Genomic DNA, 22,813 nt, shown 5'->3' with positions numbered 1-22,813 from the left:
TAAAGAGTCATAAGGACAACACTTGCGATATAGTCATTTTGACCCACAGGAGTCTTTATGACCGCAAAATCCCTGCTCACCGCCTTGCTGCCGCTGGTCAGCGACCTGTCCCGCGAACTGCCCGAGCGCGAACGCTACCGGCGCCTGCTCGAAGCCATGCGCAGCCTGCTGCCGTGCGATGCCGCCGCGCTGCTGCGCCTGGACGGCGAATGGCTGGTGCCGCTGGCGGTGGACGGCTTGAGCACCGACACCCTCGGGCGGCGCTTCAAGGTCGATGAGCATCCACGCTTTGCAGCGATCCTCAGCCGCAACGAGCCGACCCGCTTTGCCAGCGACAGCGAGCTGCCCGACCCCTACGACGGCCTGGTCGAAGGTCTGCACCAGCACCTGGAGGTGCACGACTGCATGGGCTGCCCGTTGTTCGTCGATGAACAGCCCTGGGGCCTGATCACCCTCGATGCGCTGGACCCGGAGCAGTTCCAGCAGGTCGAGCTGGATGCCCTGCAAGCCTTTGCCAGCCTGGCGGCGGCCACGGTCAACGTCGCCGAGCGCATCGAGCACCTGGCCTTGCGCGCCGAAGATGAACACGCGCGTGCCGAGGTCTATCGCCAGGCCAGCGGTCAGCAACACAAGGAACTGATCGGCCAGAGCAAGACGCACAAACGCCTGCTGGAGGAAATCCGCCTGGTCGGCAGCAGCGACCTGACGGTGTTGATTACCGGCGAAACCGGGGTTGGCAAGGAGTTGGTAGCCCAGGCCATCCACCAGGCCTCGAGCCGCGCCAACCAGCCGATGATCAGCCTCAACTGCGCCGCACTGCCCGACACCCTGGTCGAGAGCGAGCTGTTCGGCCATGTGCGCGGCGCCTTTACCGGCGCGGTGGGCGAGCGCCGCGGCAAGTTCGAGCTGGCCAATGGCGGCACGTTGTTTCTCGATGAAGTCGGCGAGTTGTCGCTGACCGTACAGGCCAAGCTCTTGCGCGTGCTGCAGAGTGGCCAGCTGCAGCGCCTGGGCTCGGACCAGGAGCACCGCGTCGATGTGCGCCTGATCGCCGCCACCAATCGCGACCTGGCCGAAGAAGTGCGCGCCGGGCGCTACCGCGCCGACTTCTACCATCGCCTGAGCGTGTACCCGCTGCTGGTGCCGCCGCTGCGTGAGCGCGGGCGCGATGTGCTGCTGCTCAGCGGCTACTTTCTCGAGCAGAACCGTTCGCGCATGGGCCTGGGCAGCCTGCGCCTGAGCCCCGAAGCCCAGGCCGCGCTGATTGCCTACAGCTGGCCGGGTAACGTACGCGAGCTCGAACACCTGATTGGCCGCTCAGCGCTCAAGGCCCTGGGGCAGCATGCGCAGCGGCCGAAAATCCTCACCCTGGATGCCGCCGATCTGGACCTGCGCCCGGTCGAGTCGCTCCCCACACAAACCGAAACAACTCAGTTGAGCGATGCGCCACTGCCCGGCGGCGACCTGCGCCAGGCCCTGGATGACTACCAGCGCCAGCTGATCCAGGCTTGCCTGGAGCGTCACCAGCACAACTGGGCCAGCACCGCCCGCGAGCTGGGCCTGGACCGGGCCAATCTCAGTCGCCTGGCGCGGCGCTTGGGTCTACGCTGATTTCACCGACTGATTAAAGCCACGGGCTGCCGGGTCGATAACCTGGCATCTCCCCCTATTACTCTGCCCTGAAGGTGCCTATGGCGTCGCAAAATGCCCGCGCGGATTCGCTGTCGCTGCTGCTGTTCACCCTGCGCAGCGGCAAGCTGATGGCGATCAACCTGCTCAAGGTCAGTGAAATCATCCCCTGCCCGCCGCTGACCAAGCTGCCGGAGTCGCACCCCCACGTCAAAGGCGTGGCTACCCTGCGGGGCAACTCGCTGTCGGTCATCGACCTGTCCCGGGCCATCGGTGAACGGCCGCTGGAAGACCCGGACGGCGGCTGCCTGATCGTCACCGACATCAGCCGCTCCAAGCAGGGCCTGCATGTGCAGGCGGTGAGCAAGATCGTCCACTGCCTGAGCACCGACATCAAGCCTCCACCCTATGGCTCGGGCAGCAAGTCGTTCATCACCGGCGTGACCCGGGTCGACAACACCCTGGTGCAGGTGCTGGATATCGAAAAGGTCATCCACGGCATCGCCCCGCCGCCCCACGAGGTGGTCACCTCCGAGCTCAGTGCCGAAGACGCCGCGGTGCTGGCCGCCACCAACATCCTGGTGGTCGACGACAGCCAGGTGGCGCTGCAGCAATCGGTGCATACCCTGCGCAGCCTCGGCATCGAATGCCACACCGCGCGCAGTGCCAAGGATGCGATCAATACCCTGCTGGAGCTGCAAGGCACCGAGCGCGAGATCAACGTGGTGGTGTCGGACATCGAGATGTCGGAGATGGACGGCTACGCCTTCACCCGCACCCTGCGCGAAACCCCGGATTTCCAGCACCTCTACGTGCTGCTGCATACCTCGCTGGACAGTGCCATGAACAGCGATAAAGCCAAGGACGCCGGGGCCAATGCGGTGTTGACCAAGTTCTCCTCGCCGGACCTGACCGACTGCCTGATCGTCGCCGCCCGCACCGTGGCCTTCGAAGAGCGCTGATACATACCCGGGAAGCCTTGCGCTTGAATGTGCCTGAAGCTCAGGCACAATTGTGCGTACGTCTTTGCGAGTACCCGCCATGAAAGCCCTCCTCTTCACCCTGCTAGGCTGCGCTGTGTTCAGCAGCGGTGCCCAGGCATCCAGCAGCCAGGCCTGGAGCGATCATGAACAACGCGTGCTGCAAAGCTGCATCGCCGCCAGCCAGCTCAAAGAGGTCAAGGCCCTGGGCAAGGCTGCCGAATTCGACGATCGCGTCGGTTACAGCGCCCTGCTGCTCGAAGGCCGCTACCCGCAAAAACACATGAACAACCGCAAGGGCACCGAACTGTGCCTGTTCGATAAAAAGCGCAAGGCTGCTTTCGTCACCGAATGGACACCTGGCCAACCGTGAACAGCGCACCTGCATCCGATATCCGTTTCGACTGCACCGGCTGTGGCAAATGCTGCACCGGCCATCATGTACCCCTGACCCTGGGCGAAGCCCGGCAGTGGGCTGGCGCTGGCGGCCAGGTCATGGTCCTGGTCGAAGCCTTTCTCGCCAACGGCCTGGGCCTGCCGGCAGAACAGCGCGAGCACGCCATGCGCCGCTCCTGGCTGGTGCCCTGCGGCAGCAGCCAGGCCTGGGTGACCATCACCTTCGCCGCCTTCAACCCCGGCCGCTGCCGCAACCTGGATGACGACAACCGTTGCGGCATCTACGAGATACGCCCGCTGGTGTGCCGTATCTACCCGATGGAAATCAATCCGCACATCCCGTTGCGCCCCGAAGCCAAGGACTGCCCGAGCGAAGCCTGGCAAAGCGGCCCGGCGCTGATTCACGGCAATCAGTTGGTGGATAAGCGCCTGGCCGAACTGATCGAGCGCTCGCGCCAGGCCGACCGCGACGATATCCGCGCCAAGCTCGCCATCTGCCAGGCGCTGGGCATCGACGTCAGCGCGCTGAAAGGCAATGGCTTTACCGCTTACCTGCCCGACATCGCGGCGCTGGAGCAAGCCCTGCAGCAACCACAGCTGGACCAGCCTGTGGCGCCGTGGACGTTGCACGTCGTCGATCCGGCCTTGAGTGCCGAACTTGAGGCCTGCGGTGCGCAGGTGCGCAGCGAACCGGGCACCTACTACAGCTTCATCGGTTTCTGAACTGCCCTACTGGCAGCGCCGCCAGAATTCATCCGCCAGCCGGCGCAGGTCCTGCGCCAGCCCGGCCACATCAGTGGCGCTCAGATGGCTCTGCTGGCCGACCTGCACGGTGGCTTCGCTGGCCTGGCGGATGCTGATGATGTTGCGGTTGATGCTCTCGCTGACCTGGCTTTGCTGCTCCACTGCCGCAGCAATCTGCAGGCTCATTTCACTGATCTGGTTGACCCGCAGGCTGATGCCGTCCAGGGCACTGGCGGCGCGCTGGGCCTGCTCGACACTGTGCCCGGCATGTTCGCTGCTCTGCTGCATGACCTGCACTGCTTCACGCGCGCCATTTTGCAAGGCGCTGATCATCCGCTGGATTTCGTGGGTCGACTGCGCGGTGCGCTGGGCCAGGCCGCGTACCTCGTCGGCGACCACGGCAAAACCGCGGCCCTGATCACCGGCCCGGGCCGCTTCGATGGCGGCATTGAGGGCCAGCAGGTTGGTCTGCTCGGCAATGCCGCGAATTACCTCCAGCACCCCGGTAATCTCGCTGCTGTGGCTTTCCAGATTGTGGATAACTTCAGTGGCCGAGTTCAACGAGTTGGCCAGGTTCTGGATGGCGCTGCGGTTGAGGTCAACCAACTGGTGCCCGGCCTGGGTTTCACCCTCGGCCTGATCGGCGGCCTGGGAGGCCTGCTGGGCGCTGCTGGCAACCTGGGCAACGCTGGCGGCCATCTGATTGATCGCGGTGGCCACCTGATCGGCTTCGCTCTGTTGTTCCAGGCTGTTGCTGTGGCTGCTTTGCAGCGACTGGGCAAGCGTGCCGGTATGCCCGGCCAGGCGCCGCGAGGTGTCGCCGATACGCCCGACCACCGCGCCCAACTGGCCCTTGAGCATGCGCAGGGCGAAGTCGATCTGGCCGATACCGTCGCGCCGGCCGGTGTACAACTGCTGGCTCAGGGGGTTGTCGGCGATGGCCTGGGCCTGGACGCGCAAGCGCTCGAGCGGGCGCAAGGCGATGAAGATCATCAAGGCCGCCAGGCCACTGGCCAGGATCAGCTCCAGCGCACCTTGCCATGGCAGGGCCGGCAATAGCAGCCGGCTGAATGCGAACACCGCCGCAAGCGCCAGAGTCACCCCGCCCCACAGTTGCCAGGCCAATCCAACCACCGGCAAACGCTGCCACCAGCGACTTCGGCCACTGCGCAGCTGGGCGTAGCAGCGCTCGGCGGCCTCGACTTGCTCGGCACTGGGCTTGGTCCGCACCGACTGATATTCCACGGCCTGGCCGTTACTGGAAATCGGCGTGACGAAGGCGCTGACCCAATAGTGATCGCCGTTCTTGCAACGGTTCTTCACCAGGCCCATCCACGAGCGGCCGCTCTTTAGCGTCTGCCACATCTGCGCGAAGGCCTGGGGCGGCATGTCCGGGTGGCGGACGATATGGTGGGCGCTGCCTATCAACTCTTCGCGGGTAAAGCCACTGACCTTGACGAAGTCGTCATTGGCATAGGTGATCTGGCTGGTCAGGTCAGTGGTGGAAAGGATATTGGCGTCACCGGGATAATCCACATTGCGACCGGTCACAGGCAAATTGCTCTTCATCGGAGGCACTCGTTATTGTCGGGAGAATCGGCAGGGCGTACGACTCTAGTGGCAATTTATTGCGCAATCTTGATCCAGCGCAGGATATTGGCACTTGGCCATTACCGCTGATTCCAGGCAGGACTGGCCTTATCGCGGGTCAAGCCCGCTCCTACGGGGGATGTGTACGCCGAACCTGTCCGCGCTGTCAGTTAGCGGTCACTCTGCTGACCTGATTGAGCAGCTATAACGCTAAATACCCACCCCTGCGCCCGCGGTGCCCTGCAAGCATGCGAATCAAGCCTCGTTCCCTCGTTATCTGCGCCCTGCTCATCGCCCTGGCAGGCACCGCCCTGTGGCTGGTGAACCGGCCTGGCAAGGAAAACTCCACCACCGCCGCCGCTATCCCGGTGCGCATCGTCAGCGTCAAGCAGCAGGACGTACCGCGCTTTGTCAGCGGCATCGGTTCGGTGCTATCGCTGCACAGCGTAGTGATTCGCCCGCAGGTCGAGGGGGTGCTGACCCGCGTGCTGGTCAAGGAAGGCCAGGCGGTCAAGCAGGGCGACCTGCTGGCAACCATCGACGACCGCTCGATCCGCGCCAGCCTCGAACAGGCCAAGGCGCAACTGGGCCAGAGCCAGGCGCAGTTGCAGGTGGCCGAAGTCGACCTCAAGCGCTACCGCCTGCTGAGTACCGACAACAGCGTCTCAAAGCAGACCCTCGACCAGCAGCAGGCGCTGTTCAACCAGCTCAAGGCCACGGCGCTGGGCAACCAGGCGGCGATTGACGCCGCCCAGGTGCAACTCTCCTATACCCAGATTCGCTCCCCGGTCAGCGGCCGGGTAGGTATTCGCAATGTGGATGAAGGCAACTTCCTGCGCGTCGCCGATGCCCAGGGGCTGTTCAGCGTTACCCAGATCGACCCGATCGGCGTCGAGTTCTCGCTGCCTCAGCAGTTGCTGCCGACCCTGCAAGGCCTGCTCGCCGCGCAAACCCCAGCCGTGGTGCAAGCCTATCTGGAAGGCGACGGCGACAGCGGCGGCACGCTGCTGGGCGAAGGCAAGCTGACCCTGATCGACAATCAGGTGGCGGCCAACACCGGCACCATCCGGGTCAAGGCCGAGTTCGCCAACCCCGACGCGCGGCTGTGGCCCGGGCAACTGGTGACCCTGAAGCTGCAAACCGCGCTGGATCAAAAAGCCCTGGTAGTACCGCCGCAGGTGGTGCAACGCGGCATCGACGGCCATTACGTGTACCGCCTCAATGGCAACAAGGTCGACAGCATACCGGTCAAGGTGCTGTACCAGGACAGCGTGCTGAACATCATTGCCGGGGTCGAGGTCGGCGACCCGTTGGTGTCCGACGGCCAGTCGCGGCTCAAGCCCGGCGCGCACGTTGAAGTGGCGCCTGATGCGCCGCCGGTGGAAGACGTGGCCAGCGGCAAGGAACGGCCATGAACCCGCGCGGCTCGATTTCCGCCTGGTGCATCGACCGCCCGGTCGCCACCCTGCTGCTGACCTTCGCCCTGCTGCTGCTCGGGATCATTGCCTTTCCGCGCCTGCCGGTGGCACCACTGCCGGAAGCCGATTTCCCGACCATCCAGGTCACCGCGCAACTGCCCGGCGCCAGCCCGGAAACCATGGCTTCGTCGGTAGCAACGCCGCTGGAAGTGCAGTTCAGCGCCATCCCCGGCATGACCCAGATGACCTCCAGCAGCGCCCTGGGCTCGACCAACCTGATCCTGCAATTCACCCTCGACAAGAGCATCGACACCGCCGCCCAGGAAGTCCAGGCAGCGATCAACACCGCCACCGCGCGCCTGCCCCAGGACATGCCCAGCCCGCCGACCTGGCGCAAGGTCAACCCGGCCGACAGCCCGGTGTTGATCCTCACCGTGAGCTCGGCGCAGATGCCGGCCAACGAACTCAGCGACTACGCCGAAACCCTGCTGGCCCGCCAGTTGAGCCAGATCGACGGGGTCGGCCTGATCAACATCACCGGGCAACTGCGCCCGGCGATTCGCGTGCAGGCCCAACCAGAGAAACTCGCAGCATTGGGCCTGACCCTGGCCGACCTGCGCCAGGCCATCCAGCAAACCAGCCTGAACCTGGCCAAGGGCGCGCTGTACGGGCAGAACAGCGTGTCGACCATCGCCACCAACGACCAGTTGTTCCACCCCGAGGAATACGCCCAGCTGATCGTCTCGTACCGCGACGGCGCGCCGGTGCACCTGCAGGATGTCGCCAAGGTCATCAACGGTGCCGAAAACGCTTACGTCAAAGCCTGGTCCGGCGAGCAGCAGGGCCTGAATCTGGTGGTGTTCCGCCAGCCCGGGGCGAACATCGTCGATACCGTCGACCGGGTCATGGAGGCCTTGCCCGGCCTTGAGCAGATGCTGCCGGCGGCGGTGCAGGTGTCGGTGCTCAACGACCGCACCCAGACCATCCGCGCGTCGCTGCGCGAGGTGGAGATCACCCTGATGATCGCCGTGCTGCTGGTGATCGGGGTGATGGCGCTGTTCCTGCGTCAATGGTCGGCGACCCTGATCGTTTCCAGCGTGCTCGGCGTGTCGCTGGTCGCAAGCTTCGCCCTGATGTACCTGTTCGGCTTCAGCCTGAACAACCTGACCCTGGTGGCCATCGTCATCTCCGTGGGCTTCGTGGTCGATGATGCAATCGTGGTGGTGGAAAACATCCACCGCCACCTGGAAGCCGGCGACAGCATGCGCGAGGCGGCGATCAAGGGCTCGGGCGAGATCGGCTTTACCGTGGTGTCGATCAGTTTCTCGCTGATTGCCGCGTTCATTCCGCTGCTGTTCATGGGCGGGGTGGTCGGTCGGCTGTTCAAGGAGTTCGCCCTCACCGCCACTTCGACCATCCTGATTTCCGTGGTGGTATCGCTGACGTTGGCGCCGACCCTCTGCGCCCTGTTCATGCGCCGCCCGCAGCACAACGCGCATGACACCCCCAGCCGCCTGCTCGGCTGGTACGAGCGCGGGCTGGTCAAGGCCCTGGCCCACCAGCGGCTGATGCTGGGGATCTTCGGCCTGACCCTGGCGCTGGCGGTGATCGGTTACGTGGCCATTCCCAAAGGCTTTTTCCCGGTGCAGGACACCGGCTTCGTGCTCGGCACCAGCGAGGCGGCGGCCGATGTGTCCTACCCGGACATGCTCGAGAAACACAAAGCGCTGGCCAGGATCGTCGAATCCGACCCTGCAGTACGGGCCTTCTCCCACGCCGTCGGGGTCACCGGCAGCAACCAGACCATTGCCAACGGCCGCTTCTGGATTGCCCTCAAGGACCGCGGTGATCGCGACGTGTCGGCCAGCGAGTTCATCGACCGCCTGCGGCCGAAACTGGCCAAGGTGCCGGGCGTGGTCCTGTACCTGCGCGCCGGCCAGGACATCAACTTGAGCTCCGGACCGAGCCGCAGCCAGTACCAGTACGTGCTCAAGAGCAACGACGGCCCGGCGCTGAACCTCTGGACCCAGCGCCTGACCGAACGCCTGAAGGCCAACCCGGCCTTTCGCGACCTGTCCAACGACCTGCAGCTGGGCGCCAGCGTCACCCGCATCGACATCGACCGCAAGGCCGCGGCGCGTTTCGGCCTGACCACCACCGACGTCGACCAGGCGCTGTACGATGCCTTCGGCCAGCGGCAGATCAGCGAATTCCAGACCGAGACCAACCAGTACAAGGTGATCCTCGAACTCGACGCCCGCCAGCGTGGCAAGGCCGAAAGCCTCAACTACTTCTACCTGCGCTCACCGCTGAGCGGTGAGATGGTGCCACTGTCGGTGCTGGCCAAGGTCGCGCCACCGAGCACCGGGCCGCTGTCGATTGCCCATGACGGCCTGTTCCCGGCCGCCAACCTGTCGTTCAACCTGGCCCCCGGCGTCGCCCTCGGCGATGCGGTGCAGATCCTCGAGCGCACCCAGCGCGAACTGGGCATGCCCGACTCGATCATCGGCACCTTCCAGGGCGCGGCCCAGGCCTTCCAGAGTTCGCTGTCGAGCCAGCCGTGGCTGATCCTCGCGGCGCTGGTGGCGGTGTACATCATCCTCGGCGTGCTCTACGAGAGTTTCGTCCATCCGCTGACCATCATCTCCACCCTGCCCTCGGCCGGGCTCGGCGCCCTGGCGCTGCTGTGGCTGTCGGGCCAGGACTTCTCGATCATGGGCCTGATCGGCATCGTGCTGTTGATCGGCATCGTCAAGAAGAACGGCATCCTGCTGATCGACTTCGCCCTCGACGCCCAGCGCCATCAGGGCCTGAGCCCCGAAGAGGCGATCCACAAGGCCTGCCTGACGCGTTTTCGGCCGATCATGATGACCACCCTCGCCGCCCTGCTCGGCGCCGTGCCGCTGATGTTCGGCATCGGCGCCGGCGCCGAACTGCGCCAGCCGCTGGGCATTGCCGTGGTCGGCGGGCTGCTGGTCAGCCAGGCCCTGACACTGTTCACCACACCGGTCATATACTTGGCCCTGGAGCGCCTGTTCCACCGGCGCCAGATGGCCGTGACCCTGGCGCAAACCGATGCCCGTTGAGAGCCGATCATGCGTGTGCTGATTATCGAAGATGAAGCAAAAACCGCCGACTACCTGCACCGCGGCCTGAGCGAGCAAGGCTTTACCGTAGACCTGGCGCGCGACGGTATCGATGGCCTGCACATGGCGTTGGAAGGTGACTACGCGGTGATCGTCCTCGATGTGATGCTCCCGGGCCTCGACGGTTACGGCGTGCTGCGCGCCCTGCGCGCGCGCAAGCAGACGCCGGTGATCATGCTCACCGCCCGCGAGCGGGTCGAAGACCGCATTCATGGCCTGCGCGAAGGCGCCGACGACTACCTGGGCAAGCCGTTTTCCTTCCTTGAACTGGTCGCCCGCCTGCAGGCCCTGACCCGTCGCGGCGGCGCCCATGAGCCGGTGCAGATCCAGGTCGCCGACCTCTGGGTCGACCTTATCAGCCGCAAGGCCAGCCGCGCCGGGCAACGCCTGGAGCTGACCGCCAAGGAGTTCTCGTTGCTCAGCGTGCTGGCCCGGCGGCACGGTGAAATCCTGTCCAAGACGGCCATCGCCGAGCTGGTCTGGGATATCAATTTCGACAGCGACGCCAACGTCGTCGAGGTAGCGATCAAGCGCCTGCGCGCCAAGCTCGACGGCCCTTTCGAAACCAAACTGCTGCACACCATAAGGGGCATGGGCTATGTTCTGGAAAACCGTGCCGACTAACTCCATCGCCCTGCGCCTGAGCGCGCTGTTCACCCTGGTCGCGCTGGGCGTGTTCCTGCTGATCGGCACGGCGCTGTACAAGCAGGTCGACCGCAGCCTCGACCTGCTGCCCACCGCAGAGCTTGAAGCGCGCTTCAGCGTGCTGGAGTCATCGCTGACCCGCTACGACACCCGCGAGCACTGGCTGAAGATCACCAACAAGCTCAACCTGCTCAGCGAAGAAGACCGGCGCATCCGCTTCTGGGTGGTGAGCGGCGCCAGCCCGTTCGAATACGGCCAACCCGACGCCAGCCTCCGCAACTTCGCCCAGGGCCCGCTGGGCATGCGCGACCTGCACCTGGCCGGCAGCCCCTATCCGTACAAGGTGCTGGTCAGCGAACTGCCGGCCATGGGCACGCGGCCGGCCCTGCGCTTTTTGATTGGCATCGACACCGAGACCTTCTGGCACACCCAGCACACCTTGCTGGTGGCAATCATCAGCCTGTCGGTGTTCGGCGTGGTGCTGGCCTCGTTGCTCGGTTACTGGGTCGCGCGGGTTGGCCTGCGGCCGCTGCTGGCGCTCTCGGCCGAAGCCCAGAAGCTGGCGCCACCGCGCCTGAGCGGGCGCCTGCAACTGGCCGACCTGGCGCCGGAGCTGGCGCAGTTCGCCAGCGCCTTCAACTCGACCCTGGAGCGCGTCGACCTGGCCTACAGCCGCCTGGAAGCCTTCAACGCCGACGTCGCCCATGAACTGCGCTCGCCATTAACCAACCTGATCGGCCAGACCCAGGTGGCCCTGACCCGTGGGCGCAGTGCCGAGCACTACTTCGAGGTGCTGCAATCGAACCTCGAGGAACTGGAGCGCCTGCGCAGCATCATCAACGACATGCTGTTCCTCGCCAGCGCCGACCAGGGCAGCAAGGCCACGGCGCTGACCTCCACCTCGCTTGCCGAAGAAGTGGCGACCACTCTCGACTACCTGGATTACATCCTCGAAGACGCGCACATCCGCGTGCAGGTCAGTGGCGATGCCCAGGCGCGGATCGAAAAGGCCCAGTTGCGCCGGGCGCTGATCAACCTGCTGAACAACGCGGTGCAGCACACCCTGCCCGAGCAGGTGATCCAGGTGCGCATCGAGGAGCAGGATGGCCAAGTGAGTATCGCCGTGAGCAACCCGGGGCCGGCGATTGGCGAGGAGCACCTGGCGATGCTGTTCGAGCGCTTCTACCGGGTGGATGCGGCGCGCAGCAACAGTGGCAGTGGCAACCACGGGCTGGGCCTGGCGATCGTCAAGGCGATTGCGCTGATGCACGGCGGCAGTGTGTTTGTGCGCAGCCAGGCGGGGGCCAATACCTTCGGGATCTTGTTGCCGGCTTGAGGGCCTCATCGCCGGCAAAGCCGGCTCCCACAATAGATCGGTGCACGCCACTCCTGTGGGAGCTGGCCTTGCCAGCGATGGGCTGCGAAAGCAGCCCCCGGTCAACTATTACCTTTGACGCAACAGTGCTTATCCCAAAAGTCACTGTTTCCCCCACCCATTTCCGACTAATTTACTCAGACCTAATTCACTCTTGCCAAGCAAGAAGGTTGTTGCAAATGTCCAACAGTATGGGTGTTGCCAGCGTATTCGTCCTGTCGTCCCTGTTGCTGTCGCCACTGGCCATGGCTGAAGAATCCCAGGCCTTTGTTGCCCGAAATGCCGAGCGTGCCGCCGTCCTCCAGGAAGCCATCGCCGCACAGAAGTCCGAGCAGGCGCAAAGCCTGGAACAGACCGCTTCCAAGGCTGATGCGAGTGACGCCTCCGAAAGCTGATCGGCCCACGTTCCACCCCTTCGACTCCCTCGATGGCCGCACAGGTGACTTGAGCGCCTGTGCGGTTGTCTTTCAAAGCCGCTGCCGATCAGCGGCTTTTTTTTCGTGTGTCGAAAAGTGCCAGCGCGCTGGCTCGTTTGTTCATGACAAGACCGTCTTTCGCACAATAAAAACTGCCGTACATTCACCTCAAGGAGTCCACACCGGTGAACACTGCTTTACGCTTCACCCCGCTGTTCGTTGCATTGGCTGCAACGATGCCCTTCACCGCCCAGGCCGACGAGGAAAAGGCCGAAGGTTTTATCGAAGGGTCGAGCCTCAACGTGCACGCACGCAACTACTACCTGAACCGTAACCAGCTGCTGCCAGGTGTGCGTGACAACCGCGAATGGGGTCAGGGTTTTCTCGGCAAGTTCGAATCGGGCTACACCCCGGGCACGGTCGGGTTCGGCCTCGATGCCTACGCCATGCTCGGGCTGAAACTCGACGGCGGCGGCGGTACCTCGGGCTCGAGCATTTTGCCGATCAACACCAAGGGTGATGGCGAACCGGGCAAGGCCCATGATTCGTTCTCCACCGCCGGTGCTGCGCTCAAGCTCAAGGCGTTTGACACCGTGCTCAAGGCCGGCGACCTGTTCCTCACCAACCCGGTGATCGCCGGGGGCGAGTCGCGCATGCTGCCGCAGACCTTCCGCGGCGTCAGCGTCACCAACAACAGCTTTGACGGGGTGATGCTCGAAGCCGGCCAGGCCAGCTTCACCAAGCCTTACAACCAGAGCGGCCATCGGCGCATCAACACCTTCTACAGCAAGTTGCAGGACGAGCGCGACAGCCGCCACCTGAACTGGGCCGGCGTGGCCTGGAGCGGCGTGCCAAACCTGACCTCGAGCCTGTATGCCGCCGAGCTCGAGGACATCTGGAACCAGTACTACTTCGACGTTGACTACACCTGGCAGGTCAACGAGCTGGTCAGCCTCAACCCCGGCCTGCACTTCTATCACACCCAGGACACCGGTCAGGCGCTGCTCGGGCACATCGACAACAACACCTACAGCCTGCATTTCACCGTCAACGTCGGCTACAACAGCCTTACCGCGGTGTACCAGCGGGTCAACGGCAACACGCCGTTCGACTACATCAACCAGGGTGACAGCATCTTCCTGGACAACTCGCAGATCTACTCGGACTTCAACGGCCCCAACGAGCGCTCGTGGAAGCTCAAGTACGCCTATGACTTCGCCGGTGCCGGGATCCCGGGCCTGAGCTCGGTGGTGTCCTACTCGCGCGGTGAGCTGGACATGAGCAAGGTCGACCCCAATAGCGTCGGCTACGGCCACTGGTACAACGCCGACGGCGAGAACGCCCAGCACTGGGAACGCGACGTCGACCTGCGGTACGTATTCCAGGAAGGCCAGCTCAAGGACCTTTCGGTGCTGCTGCGCTGGGCCTCGCACCGTGGCACCCAGGGCTACTCGCATATCGACAACGATGTCGATGAGTACCGGGTGATCGTTGACTACCCGCTGAACATTTTCTGATCGGCAATGCAGGAGCGAGCTTGACTCGCGATACGATGTGCCTGGCCCATTGCAATCGCCGGGCAAGCCCGCTCCTGCATTCGTCAGACGACACGATTAAATCCTTGTCCGACAATCCCCAGGCCCCTAGAATACGGCCGCCGCGCAGTAATACCGCACTTTCCAGACGGTCTTCGGCATCAGTGACCATGACGTTGCCCACCCGATCCCAGCGATCCGCCCTGTACAAGTCTCATCCGGAGCTGATCCTCAATCTGGGCAGTTGCCTCGCGGTGCTCGCCATCGTTGCCATCGTCACCTTCCTGTTGATGCGCGAACGCAGCAGCGTCGAACAGGCCGCCGCACGCTCGGCCAGCAACATCGTGCAGCTGATCGAAAGCGACATCGTGCGCAATGTCGAACTCTATGACCTCTCGCTGCAAGGCCTGATCTGGGCCGTACAGCGCCCGGAACTGCTCGCCGTGCCCGCCGAGCTACGCCAACAGATTCTCTTCAACCAGGCCGTTACCGCACCGGTACGCGGCGATATCCTCTGGCTCGATGCCAAGGGCAATGTAGTCGCCGACTCCACCAGCGCCATCCCGCGCCAGGCCAATTTCGCCGACAGCAAAGACTTCCTGCAGCACCGCAACAACCCCAACCTGGGCCTGCTGATTGGCCAGCCATTCAAGGCGCGGCTGGGCGACCTGGACTGGTGCATCAGCTTCAGCCGGCGCATTTCCGGGCCCAACGGTGAGTTTCTCGGGGTTGCTGCCGGCGCCTTGCGCCTGTCGTACTTCAGCACGCTGTTCCAGCGTCTGGATATCGGCAGCGACAGCAGCATCAACCTGATGAACACCGATGGCGCCCTGCTGGTGCGCCAGCCGGGCACGCCCGACGAACCGCGCATCGGCCAGAACTACAGCGACCGGCCGAATTTTCAGCGCATGCGCGCGGATGTCAGCGGCACCTTTGCCGGCATCTCCACCCGCACCGGCAAAGAACGGCTGTTTACTTTTGCCCGGGTCGGCGACTTGCCGCTGATCGTTATCGTCGCCCACTCCGCCGACGAAGTCTTCGAGTCGTGGCGGCGCACGGCCTTGCTGGTCAGCGTGGCCACCGGTGTGCTGTGCATCGGCATTCTCTGGCTGACCTTGCTGCTGGGCCGCGAATTGCGCCGCCGGCAGAGCGCCGAACAAGGCCTGGCCGCCCTCGCCGCCACCGACAGCCTGACTGGCCTCGCCAATCGCCGGCGCCTGGACCAGGTACTGCGCCAGGAATGGGCACGCAGCCAGCGCAATGCCCGGCCGCTGGCAGTGCTGATGGTCGATGTCGATCACTTCAAGGCGTTCAACGATCGCCATGGTCATCCGGGCGGTGATGCCGCCTTGCGCCAAGTGGCCACAACAATAGCCAGCAGCATCCGCCGCCCGGCCGACCTGGCCGCGCGCTACGGTGGCGAGGAGTTTCTGGTGGTGTTGCCGGAGACCGAACTGGCAGGGGCGCGGTTGTTGGCTGAGCGTATTCGCGCGGCAGTCGAAGCGCTGCCGCCGTTTGGCGATGACACGGCGCCGGTCACCGTGAGCATCGGCATCGGTTGCCACACGCCAGGCACCCAGCAAGATCTTCAGACCTTGCTGGGCGCTGCCGATGAGGCGCTTTACCGTGCCAAGGGCAACGGTCGCAACCGGGTCGAAGCCGCCGCTTAAGAGCGGGCGCGAGCCTCGTTGCGCAGGGCCTTGACCTGGTCATGGTTGCGCTGCACGCCATGGTACTGACGCTCAACCAGGGCATAGACCTCACTGCTTGGCAGGGTGTTGAGGCGGGCCAGTTTTTCCAGGGCGTCCTTGTAGGCTTTCAGGGCATGGTCCTCGCCGCGCTCGACTTCGTTGAGCACTGCGGCTTCATCCTTGCCGGTGAGCATCGACTTCAGGTTGACCCAGCCACGGTGCAGGTCACCGCTGACACTGGTAGAGGTTTCCGGATCGCCACCGAGGCTGCGCACTTGCTGCTGCAGTTCCGCGGCAGCGGTACCGCATTCGCCAGCACGCTGGATGAAGTAGCTTTTCAGCTGGGGATTCTTCACATCCTCGGCAGAGGTTTTGAAACCCTTTTCGCCATCCTTGCTGAACTCGATCAGTTCGTTGAGAACCGAGACGACTTCTTTGTTGGGGGTAGTCATGACATTGCTCCTTTGCATGAGGGAAGATGCAATAGATCGGAGCAGGGTTCGTGCCAGCCTGATAATTGAGAAAATATCGTTTACTTTCAATGACTTGAAATTAAATGAACTTATGACTTCCACGCGTTCTGCATGAACTGTCCTTTGGCCTTCATGCAGATTGCATGTATGTTGGCCTCATCCTTTCAAAGAACAGCGTTGCCATGAACCCGGAAGCCCTCGTCCTGCTGGTCACCCGTGAAATGCCCTACGGCAAGTACCAGGGCCGGCTGATCGCCGACCTGCCTGGTGATTACCTCAACTGGTTCGCCCGCCAGGGCTTTCCCAAGGGCGAGCTCGGTGGCCTGCTGGCGCTGATGCACGAGGTCGATCACAACGGCCTGAGCGACCTGCTGGTACCCCTGCGCAAGAAGCACCCGCGCCCGCGCAACTGATCAGGCCTTGGCCGGCTGCACCGCCAGCTCCACCCCTTCGCCGCGCTTGAGCACTGCATACACCAGCGCCGTCAGCAGGCTACCGGCGACGATCGCCAGCAGATACAGCAAGGCATGGTTGATCGCATTGGGGATCAGCATGACGAACAGGCCGCCATGGGGCGCCATCAGCTTGCAGCCAAAATACATCGACAAGGCGCCGGTCAGCGCGCCGCCGACGACACTGGCCGGGATCACCCGCAGCGGGTCCTTGGCGGCAAACGGAATCGCCCCCTCGGAAATGAAGCACAGGCCCAGCACCAGCGCCGCCTTGCCGGCTTCGCGCTCGCTCTGGGCGAACTTGCGCCGGGCAATGAAGCTGGCGATGCCCAGGCCAATCGGCGGCACCATGCCCGCAGCCATGGTCGCGGCCATCGGTGCATAACTCTGCGAAGCCAACAGCCCGACCGAGAACGCATAGGCCGCCTTGTTGATCGGCCCGCCCAGGTCGACGCACATCATCCCGCCCAGCAACACCCCAAGCAGAATCGCGTTGGTAGTGCCCATGCTGTCGAGAAAATGGGTCAGGCCTTCGAGCATGCCGGCCACCGGTTTGCCGACCACGTAGATCATCACCAGGCCAGTGAACAGGCTGGCCAGCAGCGGGATGATCAGGATCGGCTTGAGTGCTTCGAGGCTGCTGGGCAGGCGCGCCCAGCGGCTGATGGCCTTGGCGCTGTAACCGGCGAGAAAGCCTGCGACGATCCCGCCGATAAAACCCGCGCCCAGGGTGCTGGCCAGCAAGCCACCAATCATCCCCGGCGCCAGCCCTGGGCGGTCGGCAATCGAATAGGCGATGTAACCGGCCAGCAACGGCACCATCAGTTTGAAGGCCGCGTCACCGCCAATCTGCATCAAGGCGGCAGGCAGTGTGCCGGGCTCCTTGTAGGCTTCGATACCGAAGACGAACGACAGCGCGATCAGCAAGCCACCGGCCACCACCATCGGCAGCATGAACGACACGCCGGTGAGCAGGTGCTTGTACACGCCAGTTTTTTCGCTGCGGGCCGGGGCTGCGCTGTCGCCTTGCACGGCAGCTTCTTCGCGGCCTTCGGCCAGGGCTTTCTTCAGCGTGGCCTGGGCCTGCTTGAGGGCCACGCCGGTGCCGCAGCGGTAGATGCGCTTACCGGCAAACCGCGCAGTGGGCACCTCGATATCGGCGGCCAGCAACACCACATCGGCTTCGGCAATGGCCGCTGCCGACAAGGGGTTACGCGCGCCCACCGAGCCCTGGGTCTCGACGCTGAGCTGGTAGCCCAGTTGCTGCGCCGCCTGCTGCAGGGCTTCGGCGGCCATGAAGGTATGGGCGACGCCAGTCGGGCAGGCGGTGACCGCGACGACTTTGGCGCTGCGCTCGACAGGGGCTGCTACCTGCTCGGCTTCGGGCTGATAGACCACAGCCTTGTCGGCCGCTTCACGCAGAAAATTTTCCACCTCCGTCAGGGCTTGCGCCGGGGTGCTCTGGTACAGGCGCTTGCCGGCGAAACGGCGCAGGTCCAGTGGGCCGGTGTTGATCACCAGCACCCAGTCGGCGGCGGCAATCGCGGCTTCGGATAATTGGCGTTCGGGTTGCTGCGGGTCGTGCACTTCGACGCTGGTGCTCCAGCCCTGGCGCTGGGCTGTCGCTGCCAGCAGACGCGCGCTGAGCACACTGGACACCTGGCCATTGGGGCAGGCGGTGACGATGGCAATGTTCATCTGCAACCCTCTTGTTGTTCTTCTGTCAGCTGCACCTGGCTTTCCAGCTGCGCCAGTTGCGCCCGGTCGTTAATACCGAAGCCGATCTGGGTCACCGCCTGGGCGGCAATCGCCGTGGCCCGGCGCAGGGTTTGCGCAGGGCTATCGGCGCTCAGCAAGCCATGGACCATGCCCGCCAGCAGCGAGTCACCGGCACCGACGGTACTGGCTACCTTGACTTTGGGCGGCACGGCGCCGAGGGTGCTGCCCTGGCGGAACCAGTTGACCCCCTGCTCGCCCTGGGACACCACCACATGCTCGACGCCCTGGCCGATCAGGCGGGTCGCCGCCTGCTGCTGTTCGGCAAAGTCATGCACAGCGCTGCCCAGCACTTCACCCAGCTCGTCGGTGTTCGGCTTGACCAGCCACGGTGCGCAGGCAAGCCCGGCACGCAAGGCTTCGCCGCTGCTGTCCAGGGCCACTTTCAGGCCCATGGCCTTGAGCCGGGCCAGAAGCATCTGCAGCCACTGCGGGCTGATGCCCCGCGGCAAGCTGCCGGCGACCACCACCGCAGCGTGGCCGGGGGCGATCTGCTCCAGGCGGGTCAGCAGTTCCAGGCGCGCTTGCTCATCGACCTGCGGGCCGGGGCCGTTGATATCGGTGACCTGGCCACTGGCTTCGACCAGTTTGATGTTGCAACGGGTTTCGCCTGCCACCCGCACGAAACAATCGGCAAAGCCACGGCGGGCGATCAGGGCCTCGAACGGCGCCAGGTTGTCGCGGCCGAGAAAGCCGCCCACGGTCACGCTATGGCCGAGGTCGGCCAGCACCTGGGCAACGTTCAGGCCCTTGCCGGCGGCGTGGCTGTGCTGCGCCTGGCTGCGGTTGACCTGACCTGCCTGCAGGCTGTCGAGGCTGACGGTGAGGTCCAGCGCCGGGTTCAGGGTCAGGGTCAGTATCTTGGCCATCAACGGGTCTCCACCAGTGCCCGCACTGCGCCGGCACTGCCCTGCAGCAACGCTTGGCGCGCCAGCTGCCGGGCATGTTCAAAATTCAGTTCACGTACTTCGGCTTTCACCTCGGCAATGCTCCTTGCCGCAACGCTCAGCTCATCGACGCCAAGGCCGAGCAACAGCGCCACCGCCTGCGGATCGGCCGCCAGCTCGCCGCACACCCCGACCCACTTGCCATGGGCATGGGCGGCGCGCACGGTGATGTCGATCAACTGCAGCACCGCCGGGTGCAGGCCGTCGGCTTGCGCCGAGAGGCTCGGGTGGCCGCGGTCGATGGCCAGGGTGTACTGGGTCAGGTCGTTGGTACCGATGCTGAAGAAGTCCACTTCCTGGGCGAGTACCGGCGCCAGCAAGGCGGCCGACGGCACCTCGATCATGATCCCCAGCTGCAGGTCGCTGACGGCGATTTCCTCGCGCAGGCGCTCGACCATGGCCCGGGCCTGGCGCCACTCTTCGAGCTGGCCGACCATCGGGAACATGATCCGCAGCGGCCGGTCGCCGGCGGCGCGCAGCAGGGCACGCAGCTGGCTTTCCATCACGTGCGGGCGTTGCAGGGTCAGGCGAATGCCGCGCACGCCGAGGAAAGGGTTTTCTTCCTTGGCGATCGGCCAGTAGGGCAACGGCTTGTCGCCACCGACATCGAGGGTGCGCACCACCAGCGGCCGACCGGCGAGGCCATCGAGCACGCGGCGATATTCGGCCTCTTGCACGGCTTCGTCGGGGGCTTGCTGGTGGGCCATGAAAATCAGTTCGGTGCGCAGCAGGCCGACGCCTTCGGCGCCTTGATCAACCACCGCTTCGATCCCGGCGCTTTCACCGATATTGGCGAACACCTCGATGGCATGGCCGTCGCGGGTGATCGCCGGCTCCAGACGCCGGGCCTTGGCGGCTTGCAGGCGTTGCTCGCGACGGTCACGTTCGGCCAGGGCACGTTCGAGTTCGTCAGCGGCTGGCGCCACGGTCAGGCGACCGCGTTGGCCGTCGAGCAGCAGCGGCGTGCCCGGGGCAATCAGCAGCACGGCATCGCCAGCGCCAACGACGGCAGGGATACCCAGGGCGCGGGCGACGATGGCACTGTGGGCGGTGGCGCCGCCACGGGCGGTAAGAATCCCGGCCACCCGTTGCGGGTCGAGTCGCGCCACATCCGACGGGCCGACCTCCTCCATCACCAGCACATAAGGCTGCTCCGGCGCCGGCACGTCGGCTTCGCCACACAGTTGGGCCAATACCCGCCGACCGATATCGCGCAGGTCGGCGGCGCGCTCGGCGAGCAGCGCATCATGCAAGGCTTCCTGTTGGCGCGCGGCGGCATCGATCACCGCCATCCACGCCGCCGCCGCGCTTTCGCCCTGGCGCAGGCGCTGGTCGACTTCGTCGCTGAGGTCCGGGTCGGCGAGCATCTCCTGGTGGGTGACGAAAATCTCGCGGATGGCCTTGGCCGGGCTGCGCTGGGTCAGCGCTTCGATTTCGTGGTTCACATTGGCCAGCGCTTGCTGCAGGCGTTGCCGCTCGATGGGCAGCGACTCACCGCGCAACGGGTAGTCGAACTCGCGCAATATCTGGATATGCGCCGGGCCACTGGCAATGCCCGGTGCGGCGGCAACGCCCTGGATCAGCGCACCGGCTACGGGCGCGACAAGTTCAGGCTCAGCCATCACCTCGATGAGCGCCTCGACGACGGGCGCCAGCGCCTCCACCTCTTCGCCCAGGCCCGCTTCAATCGCGGCCAGCAGCGCAGGCAAGGCATCGTTGGCAATGGCTGGTTCAGCGATGATTTCCAGAATCTGCCCACGCCGTGCGCCGAGGCTGAGCAGCTTGCTCAGGCTCTTGGCCGACACCGCGGGCTGGGCGCTGTCGACCAGGCGCAGGCGAATCTCGCCTGCAAAATTTTTCGCCAGTTGCGCCAGCTCCTTGGCCGGGCGCGCATGCAGGCCGAGGGCGTTGGCAAGGCCGATACGCGCGCTCGGCCAGTCGGCGGGCAACTCGCCGCCCAGCACTTCCAGTACGGTGCGGCTGTTGGTGGCGCGGCACAGCTCCTGGCCGCGGCCTTCGATCAACAGCGTGCACAGGCGCTCAAGCAAGGCCTGATGCGCAGCGCCGAGGCTGGCCAGGCAGAACAGGCCATGCACCGGCTGGCCGTTGTGGCGCAGCGGCTGTTGCGGGGTGACGAAGGCCAGGCCCGGCTGGCGCACCGCCTGCTCGCTGTGCAGCCACCACAGGCCCTCGCCCAGCGGCAGCGGATCAACCTGCTGCAACACCCCGGCAAAGCCGCCGCCAACGCATTCTGCGCGGGTCAGCAGGCGCGCGGCGCGCCACACCAGCTCGTCAAAATCTTCGGCGGGCACGCCCAGGCCGATCATCTGCGCATCCAGGGCCAGCTCTTGCGGCGCGCCTTGCAGCAACTTGAGCAAGGCTTCGGCGGAACTGGCGCGACGCAGGGCTTCGGCCAGGTCGGTCTCGCCCAGGGCGCGGGTCAGCAGTTGCAGCAGGCGCAGGTGCTCATCGGAGCGCGCGGCGATGCCGATGGCCAGGTAGACGATCTGGCCATCGCCCCAGTCCACGCCTTCGGGAAACTGCAGCAGGCGCACGCCGGTGGCATGTACCAGCTCGCGGGTTTCGGGGGTGCCGTGGGGGATGGCAATACCTTGGCCGAGGAAGGTCGAGCCTTGCGCTTCGCGGGCTTGCAGGCCGGCCAGATAGCCGTCGGCAACCAGGCCATCGCTGACCAGGCGCTCGGCCAACAGGTGCAGCGCCGCCGACTTATCCACAGCCGATTGGCCCATGGATATCTGCTCCACGGTGAGCTCGAGCATGACCTTCTCCTTTGCAGCACCAGGTGGGTGCTGAGGTATTGTTGTGAATTGTTCAGCGTAAGGCCAGTTGCAATGGCCCTGTCCAGGCGAATGGATCGGCAGAAAATCGCCTGCTGAAACGTTTAATCTAGATTCACGAGCACGTTACTCGATAATGTGCGATCAATGAAGCCCTGCTTGTCGTATTGCTGGAGCTGCACCGCTCCCACAGGTACTGCGCCAACTCTGTGGGAGCTGGCCTTGCCGGCGATCGAGCGCGAAGCGGTCGTAACCCAAGCGCCACCTACTTTGTTGGCTGCACTGGCCTCATCGCTGGCAAGCCAGCTCCCACAGGTACTGCGCCAACTCTGTGGGATCTGGACTTGCCGGCGATCGAGCGCGAAGCGGTCGTAACCCAAGCGCCACCTACTTTGTTGGCTGCACTGGCCTCATCGCCGGCAAGCCGGCTCCCACAGGTACTGCGCCAACTCTGTGGGAGCTGGCCTTGCCGGCGATCGAGCGCGAAGCGGTCGCAACCCAAGTGCCACCTACTTTGTTGGCTGCACTGGCCTCATCGCTGGCAAGCCAGCTCCCACAGGTACTGCGCCAACGCTGTGGGAGCTGGCCTTGCCGGCGATCAAGCGCGAAGTGGTCGCAACCCAAGCGCCACCTACTTTATTGGCTGCACTGGCCTCATCGCTGGCAAGCCAGCTCCCACAGGTACTGCGCCAACTCTGTGGGAGCTGGACTTGCCAGCGATCAAGCGCGAAGCGGTCGTAACCCAAGCGCCACCTACTTTACTGGCTGCACTGGCCTCATCGCTGGCAAGCCAGCTCCCACA

Annotated in this window: 17 protein-coding genes and 1 pseudogene; 12 read left to right on the top strand and 6 right to left on the bottom strand. The window is 64.7% G+C overall.

Annotated elements, in window-relative coordinates; genetic code table 11:
- The first annotated feature begins 57 nt into the window (after positions 1-57).
- From norR to CCOS864_RS05190, 4 genes are all read left to right on the top strand, one after another.
- Entirely contained in the window at positions 58-1,611 is a 1,554-nt protein-coding gene (gene norR / locus CCOS864_RS05205; RefSeq protein ID WP_115085352.1) for a nitric oxide reductase transcriptional regulator NorR, read from the top strand.
- An 80-nt stretch (positions 1,612-1,691) separates the two neighbouring features.
- Positions 1,692-2,591, top strand: a complete 900-nt coding sequence (locus tag CCOS864_RS05200; protein ID WP_115085351.1) for a chemotaxis protein — start codon at positions 1,692-1,694, stop codon at positions 2,589-2,591.
- Between the two features lie 79 nt (positions 2,592-2,670).
- Positions 2,671-2,982, top strand: a complete 312-nt coding sequence (locus tag CCOS864_RS05195; RefSeq protein ID WP_115085350.1) for a hypothetical protein — start codon at positions 2,671-2,673, stop codon at positions 2,980-2,982.
- A complete protein-coding gene (locus CCOS864_RS05190) occupies positions 2,961-3,728 on the top strand; it encodes a YkgJ family cysteine cluster protein (protein WP_115085349.1) in 768 nt (255 codons plus the stop codon). Before CCOS864_RS05195 ends, CCOS864_RS05190 begins: the two co-directional genes overlap by 22 nt.
- A gap of 6 nt (positions 3,729-3,734) precedes the next feature.
- Here CCOS864_RS05190 and CCOS864_RS05185 read toward each other — a convergent pair whose 3' ends face one another.
- Both CCOS864_RS05185 and CCOS864_RS28660 read right to left on the bottom strand, forming a co-directional pair.
- The gene (locus CCOS864_RS05185) at positions 3,735-4,778 is read right to left on the bottom strand and encodes a methyl-accepting chemotaxis protein (protein WP_415842521.1); all 1,044 of its coding nucleotides are present in this window, start codon (positions 4,776-4,778) and stop codon (positions 3,735-3,737) included.
- Positions 4,779-5,036: 258 nt separating this feature from the next.
- A pseudogene (locus CCOS864_RS28660) lies at positions 5,037-5,318 on the bottom strand (PAS domain-containing protein); the annotation flags it as partial.
- 269 nt (positions 5,319-5,587) lie between these two features.
- On the opposite strand from CCOS864_RS28660, the gene CCOS864_RS05180 reads away from it, so the two are divergent.
- The 7 genes from CCOS864_RS05180 (at position 5,588) to CCOS864_RS05150 (ending at position 15,544) form a co-directional block, all read left to right on the top strand.
- On the top strand, positions 5,588-6,754 hold the full coding sequence (locus tag CCOS864_RS05180; protein WP_115085347.1) for an efflux RND transporter periplasmic adaptor subunit: 1,167 nt from the start codon (positions 5,588-5,590) through the stop codon (positions 6,752-6,754).
- A complete protein-coding gene (locus tag CCOS864_RS05175; RefSeq protein WP_115085346.1) occupies positions 6,751-9,843 on the top strand; it encodes a multidrug efflux RND transporter permease subunit in 3,093 nt (1,030 codons plus the stop codon). The genes CCOS864_RS05180 and CCOS864_RS05175 overlap by 4 nt, the downstream gene beginning before the upstream one ends.
- Positions 9,844-9,852: 9 nt before the next feature.
- The gene (locus CCOS864_RS05170) at positions 9,853-10,527 is read left to right on the top strand and encodes a heavy metal response regulator transcription factor (protein WP_115085345.1); all 675 of its coding nucleotides are present in this window, start codon (positions 9,853-9,855) and stop codon (positions 10,525-10,527) included.
- Positions 10,502-11,884, top strand: coding sequence for a heavy metal sensor histidine kinase (locus CCOS864_RS05165; protein ID WP_115085344.1), 1,383 nt, complete (start codon positions 10,502-10,504; stop codon positions 11,882-11,884). The genes CCOS864_RS05170 and CCOS864_RS05165 overlap by 26 nt, the downstream gene beginning before the upstream one ends.
- 218 nt (positions 11,885-12,102) lie before the next feature.
- Entirely contained in the window at positions 12,103-12,318 is a 216-nt protein-coding gene (locus CCOS864_RS05160; protein ID WP_115085343.1) for a hypothetical protein, read from the top strand.
- Between the two features lie 206 nt (positions 12,319-12,524).
- Positions 12,525-13,856: an OprD family porin gene (locus CCOS864_RS05155; protein ID WP_115085342.1), complete on the top strand. Its 1,332-nt coding sequence runs from the start codon at positions 12,525-12,527 to the stop codon at positions 13,854-13,856.
- A 194-nt stretch (positions 13,857-14,050) separates the two neighbouring features.
- Complete coding sequence (locus CCOS864_RS05150; RefSeq protein WP_115085691.1) at positions 14,051-15,544, top strand: GGDEF domain-containing protein; 1,494 nt, start codon at positions 14,051-14,053, stop codon at positions 15,542-15,544.
- On the opposite strand, the gene CCOS864_RS05145 is transcribed toward CCOS864_RS05150, so the two are convergent.
- On the bottom strand, positions 15,541-16,017 hold the full coding sequence (locus tag CCOS864_RS05145) for a PA2169 family four-helix-bundle protein (protein ID WP_115085341.1): 477 nt from the start codon (positions 16,015-16,017) through the stop codon (positions 15,541-15,543). The genes CCOS864_RS05150 and CCOS864_RS05145 overlap by 4 nt on opposite strands.
- A 203-nt stretch (positions 16,018-16,220) precedes the next feature.
- On the opposite strand from CCOS864_RS05145, the gene CCOS864_RS05140 reads away from it, so the two are divergent.
- Entirely contained in the window at positions 16,221-16,451 is a 231-nt protein-coding gene (locus CCOS864_RS05140; RefSeq protein ID WP_115085340.1) for a DUF3820 family protein, read from the top strand.
- On the opposite strand, the gene CCOS864_RS05135 is transcribed toward CCOS864_RS05140, so the two are convergent.
- From CCOS864_RS05135 to ptsP, 3 genes are read right to left on the bottom strand one after another with little or no spacing between them, the layout of a single operon-like run.
- Positions 16,452-18,188 carry a PTS fructose-like transporter subunit IIB gene (locus tag CCOS864_RS05135; RefSeq protein ID WP_115085339.1) on the bottom strand — a complete coding sequence of 579 codons (1,737 nt, stop codon included), beginning with the start codon at positions 18,186-18,188 and terminating at the stop codon, positions 16,452-16,454.
- The gene (gene pfkB, locus CCOS864_RS05130) at positions 18,185-19,135 is read right to left on the bottom strand and encodes a 1-phosphofructokinase (RefSeq protein ID WP_115085338.1); all 951 of its coding nucleotides are present in this window, start codon (positions 19,133-19,135) and stop codon (positions 18,185-18,187) included. The genes CCOS864_RS05135 and pfkB overlap by 4 nt, the downstream gene beginning before the upstream one ends.
- Positions 19,135-21,993, bottom strand: coding sequence for a phosphoenolpyruvate--protein phosphotransferase (gene ptsP / locus CCOS864_RS05125; protein WP_115085337.1), 2,859 nt, complete (start codon positions 21,991-21,993; stop codon positions 19,135-19,137). The genes pfkB and ptsP overlap by 1 nt, the downstream gene beginning before the upstream one ends.
- Positions 21,994-22,813: the final 820 nt, after the last annotated feature.

Origin of the sequence: Pseudomonas wadenswilerensis (assembly GCF_900497695.1) — a bacterium.
GTDB classification, from domain to species: domain Bacteria; phylum Pseudomonadota; class Gammaproteobacteria; order Pseudomonadales; family Pseudomonadaceae; genus Aquipseudomonas; species Aquipseudomonas wadenswilerensis.
The sequence above is the reverse complement of the archived record's forward strand: the minus strand, read 5'-3'. Positions and strand labels throughout refer to the sequence as shown.

Coding starts and splice junctions, on each gene's coding strand:
- norR (WP_115085352.1), top strand. CDS start 58: ATGACCGCAAAATCCCTGCTCACCGCCTTGCTGCCGCTGGTCAGCGAC.
- CCOS864_RS05200 (WP_115085351.1), top strand. CDS start 1,692: ATGGCGTCGCAAAATGCCCGCGCGGATTCGCTGTCGCTGCTGCTGTTC.
- CCOS864_RS05195 (WP_115085350.1), top strand. CDS start 2,671: ATGAAAGCCCTCCTCTTCACCCTGCTAGGCTGCGCTGTGTTCAGCAGC.
- CCOS864_RS05190 (WP_115085349.1), top strand. CDS start 2,961: ATGGACACCTGGCCAACCGTGAACAGCGCACCTGCATCCGATATCCGT.
- CCOS864_RS05180 (WP_115085347.1), top strand. CDS start 5,588: ATGCGAATCAAGCCTCGTTCCCTCGTTATCTGCGCCCTGCTCATCGCC.
- CCOS864_RS05175 (WP_115085346.1), top strand. CDS start 6,751: ATGAACCCGCGCGGCTCGATTTCCGCCTGGTGCATCGACCGCCCGGTC.
- CCOS864_RS05170 (WP_115085345.1), top strand. CDS start 9,853: ATGCGTGTGCTGATTATCGAAGATGAAGCAAAAACCGCCGACTACCTG.
- CCOS864_RS05165 (WP_115085344.1), top strand. CDS start 10,502: ATGTTCTGGAAAACCGTGCCGACTAACTCCATCGCCCTGCGCCTGAGC.
- CCOS864_RS05160 (WP_115085343.1), top strand. CDS start 12,103: ATGTCCAACAGTATGGGTGTTGCCAGCGTATTCGTCCTGTCGTCCCTG.
- CCOS864_RS05145 (WP_115085341.1), bottom strand. CDS start 16,017: ATGACTACCCCCAACAAAGAAGTCGTCTCGGTTCTCAACGAACTGATC.
- CCOS864_RS05140 (WP_115085340.1), top strand. CDS start 16,221: ATGAACCCGGAAGCCCTCGTCCTGCTGGTCACCCGTGAAATGCCCTAC.
- CCOS864_RS05135 (WP_115085339.1), bottom strand. CDS start 18,188: ATGAACATTGCCATCGTCACCGCCTGCCCCAATGGCCAGGTGTCCAGT.
- pfkB (WP_115085338.1), bottom strand. CDS start 19,135: ATGGCCAAGATACTGACCCTGACCCTGAACCCGGCGCTGGACCTCACC.
- ptsP (WP_115085337.1), bottom strand. CDS start 21,993: ATGCTCGAGCTCACCGTGGAGCAGATATCCATGGGCCAATCGGCTGTG.